This is a genomic window from Ruegeria sp. PrR005, assembly GCF_010500245.1.
Lineage (GTDB): Bacteria > Pseudomonadota > Alphaproteobacteria > Rhodobacterales > Rhodobacteraceae > Ruegeria_B > Ruegeria_B marisflavi.
The window spans coordinates 1-18,957 of sequence record NZ_JAAGOX010000020.1 but is presented as its reverse complement, the minus strand read 5'-3'; the positions used below and the strand labels follow the sequence as shown (position 1 = coordinate 18,957).

13 protein-coding genes and 1 pseudogene are annotated in these 18,957 nt (G+C 61.3%); 1 reads left to right on the top strand and 13 read right to left on the bottom strand.

The annotated features are described in order from the left end of the window. Nucleotides 1–13 precede the first annotated feature (13 nt). Nucleotides 14–1,315, bottom strand: a complete 1,302-nt coding sequence (gene gabT, locus G0P99_RS12290) for a 4-aminobutyrate--2-oxoglutarate transaminase (protein WP_164130188.1) — start codon at nt 1,313–1,315, stop codon at nt 14–16. Nucleotides 1,316–1,438: 123 nt separating this feature from the next. On the opposite strand from gabT, the gene G0P99_RS12285 reads away from it, so the two are divergent. After that, nucleotides 1,439–2,017 carry a cupin domain-containing protein gene (locus G0P99_RS12285; RefSeq protein WP_164130186.1) on the top strand — a complete coding sequence of 193 codons (579 nt, stop codon included), beginning with the start codon at nt 1,439–1,441 and terminating at the stop codon, nt 2,015–2,017. Between the two features lie 107 nt (nt 2,018–2,124). Here G0P99_RS12285 and G0P99_RS12280 read toward each other — a convergent pair whose 3' ends face one another. The 12 genes and pseudogenes from G0P99_RS12280 to G0P99_RS12225 all read right to left on the bottom strand — a co-directional run. Further along, nucleotides 2,125–4,755 carry a nitrate reductase gene (locus G0P99_RS12280; protein WP_164130184.1) on the bottom strand — a complete coding sequence of 877 codons (2,631 nt, stop codon included), beginning with the start codon at nt 4,753–4,755 and terminating at the stop codon, nt 2,125–2,127. Then, the gene (gene nirD, locus G0P99_RS12275; RefSeq protein WP_164130182.1) at nt 4,755–5,084 is read right to left on the bottom strand and encodes a nitrite reductase small subunit NirD; all 330 of its coding nucleotides are present in this window, start codon (nt 5,082–5,084) and stop codon (nt 4,755–4,757) included. The genes G0P99_RS12280 and nirD overlap by 1 nt, the downstream gene beginning before the upstream one ends. Further along, on the bottom strand, nt 5,081–7,510 hold the full coding sequence (gene nirB, locus G0P99_RS12270) for a nitrite reductase large subunit NirB (protein WP_164130180.1): 2,430 nt from the start codon (nt 7,508–7,510) through the stop codon (nt 5,081–5,083). The genes nirD and nirB overlap by 4 nt, the downstream gene beginning before the upstream one ends. Nucleotides 7,511–7,515: 5 nt before the next feature. Beyond that, the gene (locus G0P99_RS12265) at nt 7,516–9,198 is read right to left on the bottom strand and encodes an ABC transporter ATP-binding protein (RefSeq protein WP_203583086.1); all 1,683 of its coding nucleotides are present in this window, start codon (nt 9,196–9,198) and stop codon (nt 7,516–7,518) included. A 5-nt stretch (nt 9,199–9,203) separates the two neighbouring features. Then, nucleotides 9,204–10,280, bottom strand: a complete 1,077-nt coding sequence (locus G0P99_RS12260; RefSeq protein ID WP_164130176.1) for an ABC transporter permease — start codon at nt 10,278–10,280, stop codon at nt 9,204–9,206. 90 nt (nt 10,281–10,370) lie between these two features. After that, nucleotides 10,371–11,738: a CmpA/NrtA family ABC transporter substrate-binding protein gene (locus G0P99_RS12255; protein WP_164130174.1), complete on the bottom strand. Its 1,368-nt coding sequence runs from the start codon at nt 11,736–11,738 to the stop codon at nt 10,371–10,373. Nucleotides 11,739–11,997: 259 nt separating this feature from the next. After that, nucleotides 11,998–13,170 carry an ABC transporter substrate-binding protein gene (locus G0P99_RS12250; protein WP_164130172.1) on the bottom strand — a complete coding sequence of 391 codons (1,173 nt, stop codon included), beginning with the start codon at nt 13,168–13,170 and terminating at the stop codon, nt 11,998–12,000. Then, on the bottom strand, nt 13,167–13,751 hold the full coding sequence (locus G0P99_RS12245; RefSeq protein ID WP_164130170.1) for an ANTAR domain-containing response regulator: 585 nt from the start codon (nt 13,749–13,751) through the stop codon (nt 13,167–13,169). Before G0P99_RS12245 ends, G0P99_RS12250 begins: the two co-directional genes overlap by 4 nt. Before the next feature lie 155 nt (nt 13,752–13,906). Next, nucleotides 13,907–15,022: a Fic family protein gene (locus tag G0P99_RS12240; RefSeq protein ID WP_164130168.1), complete on the bottom strand. Its 1,116-nt coding sequence runs from the start codon at nt 15,020–15,022 to the stop codon at nt 13,907–13,909. 25 nt (nt 15,023–15,047) lie between these two features. After that, nucleotides 15,048–15,314: pseudogene (locus tag G0P99_RS12235) on the bottom strand (AIR synthase-related protein); the annotation flags it as partial. Between the two features lie 236 nt (nt 15,315–15,550). Continuing rightward, entirely contained in the window at nt 15,551–16,912 is a 1,362-nt protein-coding gene (locus tag G0P99_RS12230) for a M20/M25/M40 family metallo-hydrolase (protein ID WP_164130166.1), read from the bottom strand. Then, a partial coding sequence (locus G0P99_RS12225) for a hydantoinase/oxoprolinase family protein (RefSeq protein WP_164130165.1) occupies nt 16,912–18,957 on the bottom strand: 2,046 nt, incomplete at its 5' end. The genes G0P99_RS12230 and G0P99_RS12225, both read right to left, overlap by 1 nt.

The following is an 18,957-nucleotide window of genomic DNA, read 5'->3' as shown; positions in this document are numbered from 1 at the left end:
TTGGGGTGTTAGCTCAGGCCGCCCGCGCCGCCTTGCCGATAGCCGCCTCAAGTGCGGCTTCGAGAATGTCGAGCGCCTCGTCCACCTGTGCTATCGGGATGGTTAGCGGCGGCAACAGCCGCACCACGTTTCCATGGGTGCCACAGGGCAGAATGATCAGCCCGAGCGCCTCGGCCTCAGCCACGATGGCTTGGGTCAATGCCGCGTCGGGTGCGCGGGTGGCCCGGTCGGTGACCAGTTCGAACGCCACCATTGCGCCCACACCGCGCACGTCGCCAATCACTTCCATTCCCTGACGCGCGGCCATCGCCGTGAGCCGGTGTCGCAACACATCGCCCACCTGCTCGGCCCGGGTGCACAGATTTTCGTCGGCGATGACATCAAGCACCGCATTGGCGGCGGCAACGGCCAGCGGGTTCCCGGCATAGGTGCCGCCAATGCCGCCCATCGGCGCCGCGTCGACAATCTCGGCCTGGCCCGTTACCGCCGACAGCGGAAAGCCCCCGGCCAGCCCCTTGGCCATCGTCACCAGGTCGGCCGCCACCCCCGCATGTTCCATGGCAAAAAGCTTGCCCGTTCGCGCCATGCCCGCCTGCACCTCGTCCGCGATCAGCACGATGCCATGCGTATCGCAGACCGCCCGCAGCCCGCGCAGGAATTCTGGCGGCGCGATGTTGAACCCGCCCTCGCCCTGCACCGGCTCGATGATGATCGCCGCCACCCGCTCCGGGTCGATGGTCGAGCGGAACAGTTGGTCGAGCTGCGCTAGGCTCATCTCGGGCGTGACCCCGTGATAGGCATTTGGGAAGGTCGCGTGATAGACCTCGGGCGGCATCGCGCCAAAGGCGCGCTTGTAGGGCTGGACCTTGCCGCACAGCGCCATCCCCATCAGCGTGCGGCCATGAAACGCCCCCGAAAAGGCGATGACACCCGAACGCCCGGTAAAGGCCCGCGCCATCTTGACCGCGTTTTCAACTGCTTCTGCCCCGGTCGTAACCAGCATGGTCTTTTTGGCGAAATCCCCCGGCGTGGCCGCGTTCAGCCGTTCGGCCAGCCGCACATAGCCCTCGTAGGGGGCGACATGGAAACAGGTGTGGGTAAAGGCTTCGGCCTGGGCTGCCACGGCCGCCATCAATTTGGGGTGGCGGTGGCCGGTATTGTTAACCGCAATTCCGGCAGCAAGGTCGAGGTAACGCTTGCCGTCGACATCCCACAATTCGGCGTTTTCAGCGCGGGCCGCATAGATGCCACGCGTTGCAACACCTTTGGCCACTGCCAATTCACGCCGTTCGATAAGATCCCTGGTCCGCGACATCTGCCCCTCCATGGTCAGCCAATACTGAGCATCGTTAGCTCAATATTTAAAGCATCTCAATTCTTTTTTCCGAAGCCCTGTTCAGGTAAATTCTCGGAAGATCATTGAGAGAAGGACGCCAGAATGACCGATTTTGATGTCGGCGCCAGACTGCGGGAACTCCGTATGAATAAAGGGTTTTCTCAGCGCCAACTGGCCGAGGCCGCCGCCGTTCCGCATGGTCAAATCTCGATGGTCGAGACAAACCGCAGCAGCCCTTCTGTTGCCACCTTGCGCAGAATTCTAGGCGGGCTGGACATAACCATGTCCGAGTTTTTTGAGCCTGAGGCGAATCAAGCAGGAGAGATCTTCTTTACGCCGGACCAGTTCAAGGATCTCACTTCGCGCATTTACTCCGATCGGATCGAAACGATTGGCCGCATGGCCTTGAAACAGGTTGGCAACGCGCGCGAACATGGGTTGCAGATTCTGCATGAAACTTACGAACCGGGCGCCGACACCGGCGACGACATGATTTCTCACCCGTCCAGCGAAGGCGGAATCGTCATCGCGGGCGAACTCGAAGTAACCGTGGGCGATAGCGTTCGCGTTCTCAAGACCGGCGACGGCTATCTTTTCAACTCGCGCGAGCCGCACCGCTTTCGCAACACATCCGACCGGATTGCGATCGTGGTGTCGGCCTGCACGCCACCATATCTTTGACTTCACATCCACGTGGTCGGCGACATCGTAAACCAAGCGCCGTCACTCGGTCCCTCGTTCAGACGACTGAGGTTTGTGCCCCAGGGTTTGACCATGGCCAAGCCAGTTCATTCTGCGGCCTCCGATATCTGTGCGGCGCGCAAGAGCGTGGCGATTTCCGGCCTGCACGAGCCGCAGTTCGTCCCCGCCTGCAAAGCGAGTCCCACAGCAGCGACACTGGTCAAACCGTCGCCTTCGACGGCGCGCAGGATCGTGTTGATGCCAACATTGAAACACGCGCACAACACCGGGCCAGGATCCGGCACATCAGCAGGCGGATGCCCTGACAGCACCCCAGCCGCCTCTTGCGCGGGCAAGCCAGCCAGATAGTCGCGCATCACCGCGACCGGTTTCCGCGCGACGAACAGCGCCGCCAGCAACTTTCCCTCAGCGAAAAATGCGATGCGGGCAGAACCTCTGGCCATATCAGAAATCACCGAGGCCGCGGCGTCCGGCAAACTGAACAGTCGTCTCGCTTCGGTTTCCCAGTCGTGTGGGACGACGTCACCGGCCATTTCCGCCCGCCAGCCCGCATGGGTGCGCATCCGCGCCCAATAGGCAGAGTTGGGGTGTATTTCGCTGCTCGACACGGCAAAACCGTACCAGGCTGCCTGAAACCGCGTTACCGCGACAACGCTGGCCTTGCTTTCCGGTTGACCGGAAACCGGGTCGACGTCAGGCGCAACCAAAGCGTCGATCCGGGCGGACGGCGCGGTTTCACCGGTCCAGTGCATGGGCGCAAAGACCTGTCCTGGCTGCACCGCATCCGTGATCCGCGCCCGCAGGATCGCCTGACCATTGGGGCTGGTCACCCTGAGCAGGTCAGCCGGGCCGATACCCTGTGCGCGGGCGTCCATTGGGTGGATCTCTAGAAAGGGTTCGGCCAGATGCGCGGACAAACGCGGGCTAAGGCCGGTTCGTGTCATTGTGTGCCATTGATCGCGCACCCGACCCGTGTTCAGCCGGAACGGAAAGCGTGGCGCGGTTTGGGCCGCCAGTGCACGGTACTTGACCGGTACCAAACGCCCCTTGCCATCGCCATGAAAGAAAACCCCGTCGCCAAAGAAACGCCCGCCCCGCCGGGTCTTCGTTACCGGCCAGCGGGTGGGCATCAGGCGGTCATAGTCGGCATCGGTCAGATCCTTCAGGCCGGAAATGTCAAAATCCCGCCCAAACCGGCCCGCGATTCCAGACAGTCTTGCGTATTCGCGGAAAATCTCGGCGGGGCTGGTATAATCGAACGCCCTGGCGAACCCCATGCGTCGCCCGACCTCGGCTAGGATCGCCCAGTCAGGCCGCGCTTGGCCGGGCGCCGGGAGCACAGCGCGTTGGCGGCTGATGGTGCGATCGGAATTTGTGACCGTGCCGTCCTTTTCAGCCCAGGCGGTCGCGGGCAGCAGCACATCGGCCAGGCGGGCCGTATCGGTCGCGGCGGTAATGTCGCTGACCACGGTAAAGTCACAGCCCTTGATCGCGGCGCGCACAATGTCGGCATCCGGCATCGAGACGGCGGGGTTGGTGTGGATGATCCACAACGCCTTGATCCCCCCGTCGCCCACGGCACGAAACATATCGACAGCCTTCAACCCCGGCGCATCGGGCACTGTCGGTGCCTGCCAGAAGTCGCGTACAGCGGCGCGGTGATCGGGGTTGTCGATGTCCAGATGACAGGCGAGCATGTTCGCCAGCCCGCCAACCTCGCGCCCGCCCATGGCGTTGGGTTGGCCAGTCACGGACAAGGGACCCATTCCCGGCTTGCCGATACGGCCCGAGGCGAGGTGGCAATTCAGGATCGCATTGACCTTGTCGCTCCCCGCAGACGATTGATTCACGCCTTGGCTGAAGACGGTTACGACCTTTTCCGTCTTCAGCCACAGTTGGCAAAAGGCGTCGATCTGCGCGTTGGACAGACCCGTAACGCCGGAATCGTCAGCACAAGCGGCTGTGAGCGCCGCGTCGAACCCATTGGTGTACTGCAGAAAACGGCGGTCGACCAGGCCGCCCTGGTAGAGCGTCGCCAACAACCGATTGAAGAGCGCCACGTCACTGCCCGGTTGCAGCGCCAAATGCATGTCGGCCCCATCGCAGGTCGCGGTGCGGCGCGGGTCGATTACAACGATCTTGGTCCCGCGCGCCTGCTTTGCGGCCAATAGACGCTGATGCAACACTGGGTGACACCATGCGAGGTTGGAGCCGGCCAACACGACCAGATCTGCCTCTTCGAGATCTTCATAAGTACCGGGAACGGTGTCGGTACCAAAGGCGCGTTTGTGCCCCGCCACAGTCGACGCCATGCAAAGCCTTGAATTCGTGTCGATATTGGCAGAGCCAATAAAGCCCTTCATCAACTTGTTGGCGACGTAATAGTCCTCGGTCAACAATTGGCCCGAGACGTAGAAGGCCACGCTGTCCGGCCCATGCCGATCGATGGCGGCACGAAATTGCTCCGCCACCAGCCCCAGTGCATTGACCCACGTGGCCTCTTGCCCGCCGATACGCGGGGTCAGCAGACGGCCCTCCAGACCCACGGTTTCGGCCAGCGCCGAGCCTTTTGAACACAGGCGCCCCCGGTTGGCCGGGTGATCCGGGTCGCCCCGCACGTCGAGTCCCCCCTGCCCGTCGGCGCGCAGAAGCACGCCGCACCCCACGCCGCAATAGGGACAAGTCGAGCGGGTCTCGGGGAAGGCCGAGCCGTCCATCACGCGGCGCTCCTGTCGTCGACGGCCATACCATCGAGCAGAACGCGGCCCGCTTCGATCCGCACCGGGTAAGTCGCGATGCGGGCATCCTCGCCCACCGCCTGCCCGGTGTTCAGGTCAAAGACCCAGTTGTGCAGCGGGCAGGTGACCTTTTGTCCATGCACAATTCCGTCCGCCAGCGGCCCACCCTTGTGAGCGCAGGAGTTGGACGCGGCAAAGACCTCCTCTGCACCGGTGCGGAACAAAGCGATGCAACCCACGGGCGTCTTGACCACGCGGGCGCCGCGTTCGGGGATATCGTCGACGGCAGCAATATCAATCCAGCTCATTCCGCAGCCTCCAGGGTAAGATCGGCTAGGTGGGTGTAGGCGCGCGGCCTTGCGGCGTGTTCGGCCCACGGGTCCTTGCGATAGATGGATTGGGACAATTCGAACGCGTCGATCAGGCGCTGGCGCTCATTTGCATCCATGATGTGGTCACGCACCCAGTCGAGCCCGACCTTGGCCAACCATTTATAAGGCCGGTCCAGATACTTGGCGTTCTCGCGATACAGCTGGACAAAGGCGATCGTGACAGCGATTGCCTCGCCCTCGGTGGTGACATCAAGAAGGCGCTCGGTCTCCTTGACGTCCATGCCCGCGGCCCCTCCAACGCCAACCTGATAGCCGGAGTCAACGCACACGATGCCCACATCCTTGCAGGTCGCCTCGGCGCAGTTGCGCGGACAGCCCGACACGGCCAGTTTGACCTTGTGCGGCGTCCAGGACCCCCACAACGCCTGTTCCAGCTTGATCCCCAGGCCGGTCGAGTCCTGTGTGCCGAAGCGGCAGTGATCGGTGCCAACACAGGTCTTCACCGTCCGCAGCCCTTTTGAATAGGCATGGCCCGACACCAGCCCGGCGCGGTTCAGATCAGCCCAGATATAGGGAAGATCCTCGCCCTTCACCCCAAGCAGGTCGATACGCTGGCCACCGGTCACCTTGACGGTCGGCACGTTGTACTTGTCCGCGGCATCCGCGATGGCGCGCAATTCGTCGGCCGTGGTGATCCCGCCCCACATGCGCGGAACGACACTGAATGTACCATCCTTTTGGATGTTCGCGTGCTTGCGTTCGTTGACGAACCGGCTTTGCGGATCGTCCACGTAGTCCAGCGGCCAATCCGCCAGCAGATAGAAATTCACCGCTGGACGGCAGACATGGCAGCCATTCACCGTCTTCCATCCCAGTTCCTGCCAGACGGCGGGCTGGGATTTCAACTCCTTGGTCTTGATGAGGCGGCGAACGTCCTCATGCGTGAGGTCACAGCAGCCGCAGATCGGCTGGGCGGTTGGCATCTGAAAGTCATCGCCAAGCGTGACCTGCATCAACTGTTCGACCAGCCCGGTACAGGTCCCGCAAGAGGCGCTTGCCTTGGTTCTGGCCCGCACGGCGCCTAGATCGGTCGCGCCAGCGGCGATGGCCTCTACGATTGTTCCTTTGCAAACGCCGTTACAGCCACAGATCTCCGCCTCAGATGGCAAGACTGCAACGGCTGACAGAGGGTCCAGCTGGGTTCCCCCCTGAAATGCCGGGCCAAAGATCAACGTCTCGCGCATATCGTCAATGGACGTGCCGTCCCTGATCAGACCAAAGAACCATGACCCGTCGCTTGTATCACCATACATAACGACGCCGATCAGCCGGTCGCCTTCGATCACCAGGCGCTTGTAGACCCCGCGCGACGGGTCGCGGAATACGATGTCCTCGCGCCCCTCTCCATCGGCAAAATCACCCGCACTGAACAGGTCGCAGCCGGTGACCTTCAGCTTGGTCGAAAGGGATTTCTGAACAAAAGCCGCCTCGCGCCCCAATAGCGTCTGCGCCGCAACCTTCGCCTGTTCATACAGCGGTGCGACTAGACCAAAGATCGCGTCTCGATGCTCGACGCATTCGCCAATGGACAGGATATCGGGATCAGAGGTAACCATCTGATCGTCCACATGAATGCCGCGTCCAACGGCCAATCCGGCCGCTTTGCCCAAGGCGATGTTGGGCCGGATGCCGACGGCCATGACCAGCAGATCGCAGGGCAGTTCCGTTCCATCGTCCAGCCGCAGCGCCTTTACACGGCCATTCTCGCCGACAATCTCTTTCGAGTTCGCAGACAAACGGACCGTGATCCCCTTACCCTCCAGCGACTTCTTCAAGAGATATCCGGCTGCCTCGTCCAGCTGACGTTCCATTAGGTGGCCCATGAGATGCACCACGGTCACCGCTGCTCCACGCGCCGCCATCCCTGCCGCCGCCTCCAGCCCCAGCAGGCCACCGCCAATGACAACGACACGACGCCCCTCGCCCATGGCCATCATTCGCTGGGTGTCCTCAAGGTCGCGATAGGCGATCACGCCTTCCAGATCGTGGCCGGGCAGCGGGATAATCACCGGTTCCGAGCCGGTGCCTATCACCAGCTTGTCATAGCGAACCGGGCCGTTTTCGCCGGTGACGACCTTGGCCGCACGGTCAATCTCGGTGACCTTTTCGCCAAAACGACATGTCACACCATGGGTCGCGTAGAAGGCATCGTCATGCGTGACGATTTCCTCATACGTCTTTTCACCCGACAAGACCGGCGACAGCATCAGTCGGTTATAATTGCCGCGCGGCTCGGCATTGAACAGTGTGATGTCAAATGCATCCGGGTTGGTGTCGACAAGAGTTTCGATGAGACGGCCCGACGACATGCCAGCGCCGATGATAACCAGTTTCTGTTTCATGTCCTTCACTCCGCGGCCAACGCTTGGGGTTTCGGTTGGGATTTCGGCTTGGCGCCGTGTTCGTATTCCTCAAGGAAGTCGAGCACCTCTTGGCGGTAGGCATAGTAGTCCGGGTGTTCGAGCAACGCCTTGCGGGTACGTGGGCGTGGCAGGTCAACCTTTGTGATCTTGCCGATCGTGGCTTGCGGGCCATTCGTCATCATCACCACGCGGTCCGAGAGCAGGATCGCCTCGTCCACATCATGGGTGACGCAAATCGCGGTGACCTTGGTCCGGCTCCAGACCTCCATCAGCACCTCTTGCAACTCCCAGCGGGTGAGACTGTCGAGCATGCCAAAGGGCTCATCGAGCAGAAGCAGCTTGGGTGAAAGGGCAAATGCCCTTGCAATACCGACACGCTGCTGCATGCCGTTGGACATCTCGCTGGTGGGTTTGTCCATCGCATCCGCCAGCCCCACGCGTTCGAGGTAGTACTCGACCACATCCTGTCGTTCGGCCTGGCTGGCACGCGGATAGACCTTGTCCACACCGATGGCACAGTTCTCGCGCGCCGAGAGCCAGGGGAACAGATTTGGAGACTGAAACACCACGGCCCGTTCCGGATCGGCGCCTTCGACATGTCGGCCGTCCAGCTTGATCGCGCCCTTGGAAATCTCGTTCAGTCCGGCGGCCATCGTCAGTACCGTGGACTTGCCGCAGCCGGAATGGCCGATCAGCGAGATGAACTCGCCCCGATCGATCTTGAGATCGAAATCCTCGACCACAGTCAGAGGCCCTTTGGGTGTCGGATAGATCTTGTGCAGCTGGCTGAAATCGAGAAAGCGGTCGTCGATCAGATTTTTCTGCGCTTCCTTGACGGCCGCCGGAACACCGTGGATTGGGGTCACCTCGGGCAACAGGCGGTTGCCTTCGACCTTGGCCGCGACACCGACATCCATCAGGTATTTGGTCACGTTTGCGCGCAATTGCTTGAAGGTGGCGTTGGTGTTCATCGCCATCCGGTCACGCGGGCGCGGAATGGTGACGTTGAATGCCTGCCCCAACGTGCCATCGGGATTCAGCGCAATGATGCGGTCAGCAAGGATGATCGCCTCATCCACGTCGTTTGTGATCAACACGCAGGTCTTCTTGTCGGCCTCCCAGATGCGTTCGATCTCGTCGGCCAGATTGGCGCGGGTCAACGCATCAAGTGCAGACAGCGGTTCGTCCAGCAGCAGCACTTCGGGGTTCATGGCCAGCGCCCGGGCGACGTTCACCCGCTGGCGCATCCCGCCGGACAATTCCGCCGGACGGCGGGTCGCGGCGTGCGAAAGCCCGACCATGTTCACATAATGTGCAACCTTGTTGGCCTTTTCGGCCTTGCTGAGCCCGGGAAAGACCGTGTCCACCGCCAAGCGCACATTGCCGTTCACCGTCAGCCACGGCATCAGCGAATAGCTTTGGAAAACCACACCGCGTTCCGGGCTTGGCTCGGTGATGGGCGCACCTTTGAAGGTCACTGTTCCCTTGGTGGGATGTTCCAGCCCCGCCATCAGGTTGATCAAGGTCGTCTTGCCGGTACCGGAGAAGCCCAGAAGAACCAGGAACTCGCCTTCCTGAACCTCAAGGTCGATGTTTTTCAGAACATGGGTGGCGTGCAACCCGGTGCCAAAGCTTTGGCTGACGTTCTCAAACGTAAGGATACCCATGTCGCTCACCGGTTGTTCGAAAAGGTAAAGAGCGATTGCAGCGCGTACATCACCCGGTCCAGCAGGAACCCGATCAGGCCGATGGTCAGCACCGCGACCATGATCCTTGCCAGCGAGGAAGACGAGCCGTTCTGGAATTCATCCCAGACGAATTTGCCAAGACCGGGGTTCTGCGCCAGCATTTCAGCGGCGATCAGCACCATCCAGCCCACCCCGAGGCTGAGCCGCAGCCCGGTAAAGATCAGTGGCAGCGCCGAGGGCAGGACCAACTTGGTGATCTTGGTCCAGGTGCTCATCTTGAGAACCTTGGACACGTTCACCAGATCCTTGTCTATCGACGCGACACCCAGCGCGGTGTTGATCAGTGTGGGCCAAAGCGAACATAGCGTCACAGTGACCGCCGAGATAATAAAGCTTTTCGGCAGCAGGCCACCTTCGGTCGCGGCAAGGGCGGAAACGATCATGGTGACGATGGGCAGCCACGCCAGCGGCGAAACCGGTTTGAATATCTGGATCAGCGGATTGAGACCCGCATTGGCGGTGGGCGACAGGCCCGCCAGAATGCCCAGCGGAACAGCGACCAGTGTGGCCAGAAAGAAACCAAAGAACACGGTTTGGATCGACGTCCAGATCTGCTGATAATAGGTCGGTGCACCGGTATAGGCGCGTTCTTTGGGCTCCTTCCCCTGCGCGACCAGACGTTGGTTCAGGTGCGCGACCTTGGCCTCGAACTCGGCGCGCTGTTCCGCCTTGGCCTGCGCATCCTTGTGCAGGTTGACAGCCTCTTCCCAGACTTGTGCAGGGCCAGGCACCGCACCAAGCGAGGTTTGCACCTTGGGCGCAAGCACAGCCCAAAGCATCAAAAAAGCGGCAATTGCCAGCACTGGCACCGCTAGAAGGCGCCAGATTTCCTTGGTCTGCGCACGCGGATTGTCCCCGGCGACGGCTTTGAGGATCGGGGTGATCCATGCAAGCCCAATAACCTGGAACCATTTGTCGGCAGAATTGATGCGGGTAAACAGCCGCGCACGACGCGCTTCCCGTTCGGCGATATCGGTGAAATTCGGATCAACGGTTGTCATGTCAGATGTCCTTTGCGGGGATGCCGGATCGTCGCTCGCGTATTGCCCCGCCCGCTGTCCCGTGAAGGGCGCGCGCGAGGCTGCGTCGGGTCAACCTTGGACCTCGGTGCCTACAACCGTCTGGTCACCTTTCAGGCCGATCGGCAGGCTGTCGAGGTAGGCATTAGGCGCCTTTCCGTCGTAGGGGATGCGGTCGATAATGTCGGCGGCGGGGGTCGGCGCCTTGTAGCCGTCGCTGTCCCAGGGAAAGTCGGACTCGCTCGCCAGACCTTCGTTCACCAGTAGGCGCGCCGCGGCAAGGTAGATGTCGGGCTTGTAGACCTTGCGCGCGATCTCATCGAACCATGCGTCGGACTTGGGTTCGGCAATCTGGCCCCAGCGGCGCATCTGGGTCAGGTACCAGACCGCATCAGAGTAAAAGGGATAGGTCGCATTGTGGCGGAAGAACACGTTGAAGTCCGGGATGTCGCGCTTGTCGCCTTTTTCAAACTCAAAGAAGCCGGTCATCGAATTGGCGATCACCTCGTAATCCGCGCCGACATATTCGGGTCGGCTGAGGATTTCGACCGCTTCGGGGCGGTTGGCATTGTCGTTTTCATCCAACCACATGGCGGCCCGGATCAGCGCCTTGGTCACCGCGAGCGTGGTATTGGGGTTCTGCTCGGCGAACGTGGCGGAAATGCCGAAAACCTTTTCGGGGTTGTTCTTCCACAGCTGGTAATCGGTGATAACCGGTACGCCGATACCCTTGAACACCGCCTGCTGGTTCCACGGCTCGCCCACGCAGTAGCCATGGATTGTTCCAGCCTCGAGCGTGGCAGGCATCTGCGGCGGTGGGGTCACGGACAGATACACATCCGCACCGATCTGGCCGGTCACGTTTTCGGGCGAGTAGTACCCGGGATGCAGCCCACCGGCGGCCAGCCAATAGCGCAGCTCGTAATTATGGGTGGAAACGGGAAAAACCATGCCCATGTTGAACGGCTTGCCTTCGGCCTTGAACGCCTCGACCACCGGCGCCATCGCGGCGGCGCTTATCGGGTGCTGCGGGCGGCCATCGTCCATCTTGGGAATGTGTGGCAGCATTTTTTCCCAGACCTCGTTTGACACGGTGATCCCGTTGCCGTTCAGGTCCATCGAAAAGGGCGTAATGATATGGGCCTCGGTACCGTAACCGATGGTGGCTGCCAGCGGTTGCCCAGCCAGCATATGCGCGCCGTCCAGTTTGCCGTCGATCACGCCGTCCAGCAGGACCTTCCAGTTGGCCTGAGCTTCAAGCGTGACGAACAGCCCTTCGTCCAGGAAGTACCCCTGCTCATAGGCGACAGCCAGCGGCGCCATATCGGTCAGCTTGATAAAACCAAAGGTCAATTCGTCTTTTTCCAGTTCCAGCATTTCGGCCAAACCGGGGCTGGCCAGGGCACTGGAGGCCGCAAGGCCGAGCAAAAGTCGTTTCATCCATTGTCCTTTCAAGGCATCGGCGCGCAGAGGGCGCCGGGCAAAAACGCAAAAAGGCCGCATCACTGACCACTGGAGAACCAGCGGAAAGCGAGCAGCCTTGCTCTTGTTTTCCCTGTCATAGGGAGGAAGTCCGTGCCGAATTACGCCATTGCAACCCGACAACTCAACTGTCGTGGAACGACCCTGGATACTCCAACGAATTTCGCTGCATTGCGGCAAGATTTCCGCGCCAGCGAAAGTTGTGCCCGATTATTGGTCAATCCGACGCATCTGGGTCAAAAATACAGCTGTCAAAAAACGAATCCGCCAGAAGGGTCAACTGACCCTTCTGCGAGGCAACCGCAGTCTCGCGCAGAATCGCACCTTCGACTTTTTCCGAAGCGCCCGGCAAATCGACTTCGATCGGCATATGTGCGCGGAAAAGATCGCTGCGATAGGCTGCTGCCCCGCGGGCCATGCTATCGGCGGCGTTCAACCCGTGGCGAAACGCAAGTCGACAGGCCATCCATTTCGCTTGGCTACGCCAAGGGAAATTTGCAGCGCCTTCGTGGAACTCGACAAATCGCGCAACGTCGCGATGCTCGGCTTGACCCGAAATAATGAACCTCCCGTGGAGAGCGCGATCAATCAATTCGGGAGGCACGTCGAGATATGCCTTGCGCGACAATATTTCGGCCGTGGTCGTGTGCGTGTCAGGCCGCGACAGCCATTGCCCCGCCCGCCAGACCGCGCGCATCAGTCTGCGCAACGGATGCGGTTCGGTTTCGGCCCAGTCGGTGCGCACGGCCAGAACCTTTTCCGGCGCAAAAGACCAGATTGCGTTTCCCGGCAGCAGCAAGGCGCCAGATCCCTGGTCGACGGCTACCGATCCCCAAGGTTCACCCACGCAAAAGGCGTCGATATCGCCTTCGGCCAGCGCCTGGGCCATCAGCGGCGGCGGAACCGTGCGAATGGTAACCTCGGTTCCGCCCAGATCGGTCCCGTCGAACCAATACTGCAGCAGTTCAACATGCATCGAAAACGGGAACGGCACACCGAACACCAACGGGCCGTCGGCGGCCCGCGCCAGCGCCCGCGCAGCCGCACGCGGGTTGGCAAAGTCGAATTCGTATCCCTGTGCGCGCAACCTGGTCTCCAGCGCGCGGCCCACACCGATCACGTCGCCATTGACCGAGGTTACCATAACGGCAGAGACGGGTGTCGAAACGCCGCCCAACCCCAAAGCCATGGCCACTGGCACAGGTGACAGCATATGCGCCGCATCGACCCGCCCGAACGCCAACATGTCGCGCACTGACGACCAGGATGGCGCCGGGATGAGATCGAGCGCGATCCCCTCGGTTTGGGCAAATCCCATCTCTTGCGCGATGATCAAGGGGGCGGCATCAACCAGCGGCATATAGGCTACAGGCAGAGCGACAGTTCTCATCGCAGCAACTCCGATGCGGTGACCAAAGCTTCGGCGACCTCGGCCACCCTGCGACCCTGATCCATCGCCGTCTTGCGCAACAGGGAATAGGCCGCGTTCTCGTCGATGCCCTTGACCTTCATCAGCAGACCTTTGGCCCGGTCGATCACCTTGCGTTCTTCCAGAGCGCGGCGTGTTTCTGCAAGTTCCGTCCGCATCTGACGTACCATCCGAAACCGCGCGATGGCCGTGTCGATGACCGGCTTGATCCGCTGCGGCGCCAAGCCGTCCACGACATAGGCCGAAACGCCCGCCTCAACCGCCGCCTGTGCAAGCCCCCCTGCCGAGTTCGAAACGAACATCGCCACAGGACGGTCAATCGGGCCCGAGGCCAGTGTCAACTCCTCAAGCATGTCGCGGGTCGGACTGTCGATATCTATCAGGACGATATCCGGCTCATGCGCGGCGATGCGCCTGGCCAAGGCGCTGCTGTTTCCAACCACGAACACGTCGCAATCTGTTGCCTCTCGCAAGGCATCAACGATAGCGACAGCACGGTCCCGGTCTTCTTCGACGACGACAACTGTCAGTTTGGCGCCCATGGCTCTCAGATGTTCAGTTGCTCAGGTGACATCAAGCGATAGGCCGGGAAAACGCGATGACCGCAAGCAATGATGTGTTCCCGACGGGCCAATGCACAAATTAGCGAACGTTTTGTGGAGAGGTGACTAATAAATGGACGAACAGCCGAAAACGGCTATGGAGAGCTCCCCGAAAGATTGAGCCAGTACCGTGTGTACCTTCGCTCTCCTGTTCGGGTCAGCGCACCCGTTTCGACCAGGTCCTGTAGGTCCCTTGTCGCAGTGGCGCGCGAAGTGCCGGTAATCGAAATGTAGTTCTCGGCACTCAGACCGCCCTTGAAGCCGTCTGGACCCTCCCGAAACATACGCTCGACCACTTTTGTCTGCCGTTCATTCAGTTGTGCACGGTACCGGTCATAAAAATGCGCCTTTGCGATCAGGAACCGGACGCGACCCAAAGTAACCTGCTGGGCGGTCAACACGGTTTCGGCGAACCACTCCAGCCAAGGCGTGACCTCCAGGGTCTTCTGATGCTTTTCCAGCCGGTCATAGTATTCCTTCCTCCCCCGCTCAATCGTGAAAGCCAGAGCGATCAGGCTGGGTTGCCCGATGTTCTGCGCAAGCGACTTCTCGGCCAGGGCACGCCCCAAACGGCCATTGCCGTCTTCAAACGGGTGAATGCTCTCGAAGTAGAGGTGACTCAACCCGGCCCGTGTAAGCGCCGGCAAAGGCTCTTTGCCCTTCGGTCCCGTCCTGTTGAACCAGTCGACAAACCGGTTCATCTCATCCGCAATCTGGGCCGAGGGCGGTGCCTCAAAATGCACCACAGGTCGATCGAAACGGCCGGAAACGATCTGCATCGCATCCTCGTGCTGTCGATAGGCCCCGATGATGTCCAACCGCCGGTCATGGGACAAGAGCATCTCGTGCCAACGACAAAGCGTTTCATGTGTAAGGGTGTCGGCATAGTTCGAGTACACATCGACCATCATCTCGGCCACACCCTGCTCTCTGGGTTTGTTCGGATATTTGTCAGGGGCCAGTCCAAGTTGGCGGCGAAGCGAGGATTGGACGCTGAGCCGGTCGAGCATCTCGCCTTCGATGGCGCTCGTCTTCATCGCCTCGTCGCTGAGCAGGTCGATACGCAGCTGATCGCGCTCCGAGGAGTTGATATGGTAGACGGCACCCAGGACCTCTCCCGAAGACAGCAGGAAACGCTGTTCAAGCAGCGCCAGTACCGCCGCGTCATACCGGAAGCCCGGCCAACCAGGTAACTGCCAGTTCCAAGCCATGAGTTATAGAACCCTTTTCTATAACTCAAAAGTAGATCATTTTCGAGCTATAGAAGTCAATCCTATACCTCAAATCGATCAACGGAACGCGCCTAAACTGCCCCTTGCAGACCTTTCCGATGACTGTTGCGCTGGCCCCTTCGGACAATGCGCGCATGGCATCCAGGGCAGCTTGTCCTTCACCTTCGGGGACAAGCAGAACAAGTGTGCCATCGTTTTCCAGATAGAGCGGATCAAGCCCGAGTATCTCGCAAACTCCTTTGACTTCGGTTCACAAGGGCAATGCATCTTCATTGGATTTTCCCGGATTTAGCGGAGAGCGTTTAGCTCACTTCCCGAGCGTTCCGTTCGAAAGCAATGGGGCTTCGGCAGCTTCGTTGACACCAAACACGACACATGCATCCGAATGTGCGCCGCCCTGGCAAATGCAGCTGATGGAGAATGCAAGAAACTGGTTCTCATGATCAAGTGCTACACTTCGCAGAATACGGCCGCGGTCTTACAGTTGATCGCCAAGCCGCATCCTCCCTAACCCTCCGGTCGCGCCATCGCGCCCAACTCTGCCAGAAGTGCTGCGCCGGTCTTTATCCCATCAATGAACCGCACGACCTCAAGGTTCTCGTTTGGCGCATGGTTGGCCTCATCCGCATTGGCATAGGGCACCACGAATGCGGGCTTTCCGAGAATCTTGGTGAAGACATAGTCCGGTAGAGATCCCCCAACAGTCGGGTAGAGCAGCGGCTCTTCGCCCCGCGCCGCCCGGATCGCCCGGATGATTGGTGCGGCATAGGGGCTGTCGAGCGGCGTCTTAGACGGTAACATCCCGTTGTGGCGCACCATCTCGACTCCTGGCGCATGGCGCGCCACGTGAACCTCGATCCGCTCAAAGACATGATCGGGCGTCAGCGGTTCGACCAGCCGGACATCGCATTTGGCAATCGCCTGGTTCGGCAGTACCGTCTTGCTGCCCGGGCCGCCGTAGCCGCCGTGGAACCCGTTGATCGTCAGGGTCGGGTGAAACATCAGCCGGTCCCAGTAAGGCCGTTCCACCGGACCGTCCAGATCGTCGAGCTTCAGATCCCTGCGCACCGCCGCCTCGTCATCGGGTAGCCGGGCAATTGCCTCACGCTCTTTGTTGGTAGCTGGAATCACCGGCTCGGTAATGCCCTCAACGGTGATGTTTCCCTCGGGATCCTTCATCGTCGCCAAAAGCTGCACCAGCGTCCATATCGGGTTGGGGACAACACCGCCGTAATTGCCCGAATGCACGTCCCGGCTTGCGCCGCGCGCAATCAGATCGAAAGAGGCGACGCCACGCACCCCGAAGGTTATCACCGGCTTGCCGCTCTCATGCAGCGGCCCGTCCGAAGTGACCACCAGATCGGCCTGCAACCGGTCGGCATGGGTGCGGACGAAATCCGCGATCTGCGGCGATCCGATCTCCTCCTCCCCCTCCAACAGAAAGATGACGTTACAGGGCAACGTCCCATGCACGTTCAGATGCGTTTCGATTGCGAGAAGCTGGGCGAAATGCTGGCCCTTGTTGTCACCGATCCCACGCGCCCAGATGCGCCCGTCGCGCAACGTCGGTTCGAAAGGCGGAGAAACCCATTCCTCCAGCGGATCGGGCGGCTGCACGTCATAGTGCCCGTATAGCAGCACCGTTGGCTTGACCGGATCCACCTCGTAGCGGCCCAGCACGAAGGGGTGACCAGGCGTTTCCACCAGCTCTGCCGCAAACCCCAGTCCCTCCAGATGAGCCTTCAGTATCCCGGCCACCTCGCGGATGCCGATATCATGCGCCGAAATCGAAGGGTGGCGGACATAGTCCATGACACGCGCAACGAAATCCTCGGCGTTGGCGTCGATATAGGCAAACAGAGCATCCATCAGGCGGACTCCTTGGTCAGCAGAAGCGCCCCCGAGGAATGAACCATCGCAGTCCAACCCGGTTCAATGATCGAGGTAGTGTCAAGTTGAGTAAGGATCGCGGGGCCGGTGAACACACAGCCCGCGCCAAGCGCAGCCCGGTCATAAATCGGCGTGTCGGCTCGACCTTCCTGCCAGTGCACGGCCTGCATTTGCAGCGGCTTCGGCATCGGCGCGGGATCCAACAGGCTGGCGACGGCCGGTTCGGTCCGTCCAACCGCCTCGACCCGGAGGGTCACCAGTTCGATTGGCGCTTCGAGCGTAAAACCGTAGAGCCCCTCATGCTCTGCGCGGAACCGGGCCTCAGTCTCAACGGCGCTCTCGCCCCAGTCGACCGCGATCTCGCTGCCCTGCCCCTTGAAGCGCAGCAGCGCGCGACAGCGCATCTCGCGGACCTCCTCGTCCACATCCTCGGCGTCGAGCCAGTCGCGAGCCCGCGCCGTCAACTCCCGGAACAGGGCATCGCCCTCAGCCTGATCCACAGGACCCGGGGCCGGCATTGCGCGCGAGAACTCGGCCTTCATATCGGCCGCCAGCAGCCCGGTTGCACACAGCAGTCCCGGCGCAGGCGGAATCAGTACCCGCGAAATCCCAAGAAGATCAGCCAGCGCGCAACCGTGCAGCGGCCCGGCCCCGCCAAAGGGCATCAGGGTGAAATCGCGCGGATCATGCCCCCGCTCGACCGAGACGGTGCGCACCGCCCCAACCATGTTGTTGTTCATGATCGCCAGAATGCCCCGCGCGGCATCCTCTGGCGTCAGCGCCAACGCGCGCGCGACACTTTCGGTCACCACCTGCCGCGAAGCCTCGACATCCAGCGTCATGGTACCGCCCAGAAGCGCACGGGGCAGATGGCCCAGCACAGCATGGGCATCCGTCACCGTCGCCGCTGTGCCGCCCTTGCCATAGGCCGCCGGCCCCGGCACCGCGCCCGCACTGCCGGGACCGACCGACAGGGTGGCGCGGTTCACCGCCGCGATGGAGCCACCGCCGGCCCCAATCGTCACCATGTCGACCATCGGCAGAGACAGCGGCCAGTCTCCCACCTTTCCCTGCTGGGTCAGCGAGACAGAACCACCACGGATCAGGCAAATATCGGCCGAGGTGCCGCCGATATCCACGGTGATGATATCGTCGATGCCACAGGCGCGGGCGGTGTCGATGGCCCCGATAACCCCTGCCGCCGGTCCCGACAGGGCGGTCAGTGCGGGCGAAATGCGGATCGCCTCGGTCCCGGCCACGCGGCCGTTCGACTGCATCAATAACAGCGGCGATGCGGTCTCAGCCGCCGTCAGCCGATCCTCAAGCCGCGAGATATAGTTGGAGACGCCGGGCATGACGCTGGCGTTCAGCACCGTGGCCAGTGACCGCTCGTATTCGCGCACTACCGGTAGCACATCGGTGGAACAGGTGATCGCCGCCCCCGGCAGAGCCTCGCGCAGAATGGCGACGACCCGCTCCTCATGGGCAGGATTGGCATAGGCATGCAGCAGGCAGACCGCCACCGCCTCGACATTCTGGCGGCGCAGCGCCTCGGCCACCTCGACGACGCTCGCCTCGTCCAGCGGGGCGAGCACCCGTCCGCCGGTGCCAATCCGTTCGCGCACTTCGTGGATACGCTCGGCGGGCACCGGCCGGGCCGGTTTGACCCAGGTGAAGAGATTGGCCTGGCGAGGGATGTCCTGCCGCCCGATCTCCAGCACGTGGCGGAATCCCTGGGTCGTGACCAACGCCGTTCGCGCGCCCTTGTCCTCAAGAATCATATTGGTGGCCACCGTTGTGCCATGCAGCACCCGCGACAGGTCGGACGCGGCGATACCCGCTTCCTCAAGTACCTGGTTAACCCCGTTCATAAAGGCCTGCGACGGGTCCGACGGCACCGACGGCGTCTTGGCTCTCCACACCTTGCCAGAGGTGCGGTCCAGCAGATGGGTGGCCTGATCTGACTGGTCCGGTTTGATTGTTAGTGCATTAGTGGCCTCTGGTCCATCTGGACGATGGTTCCA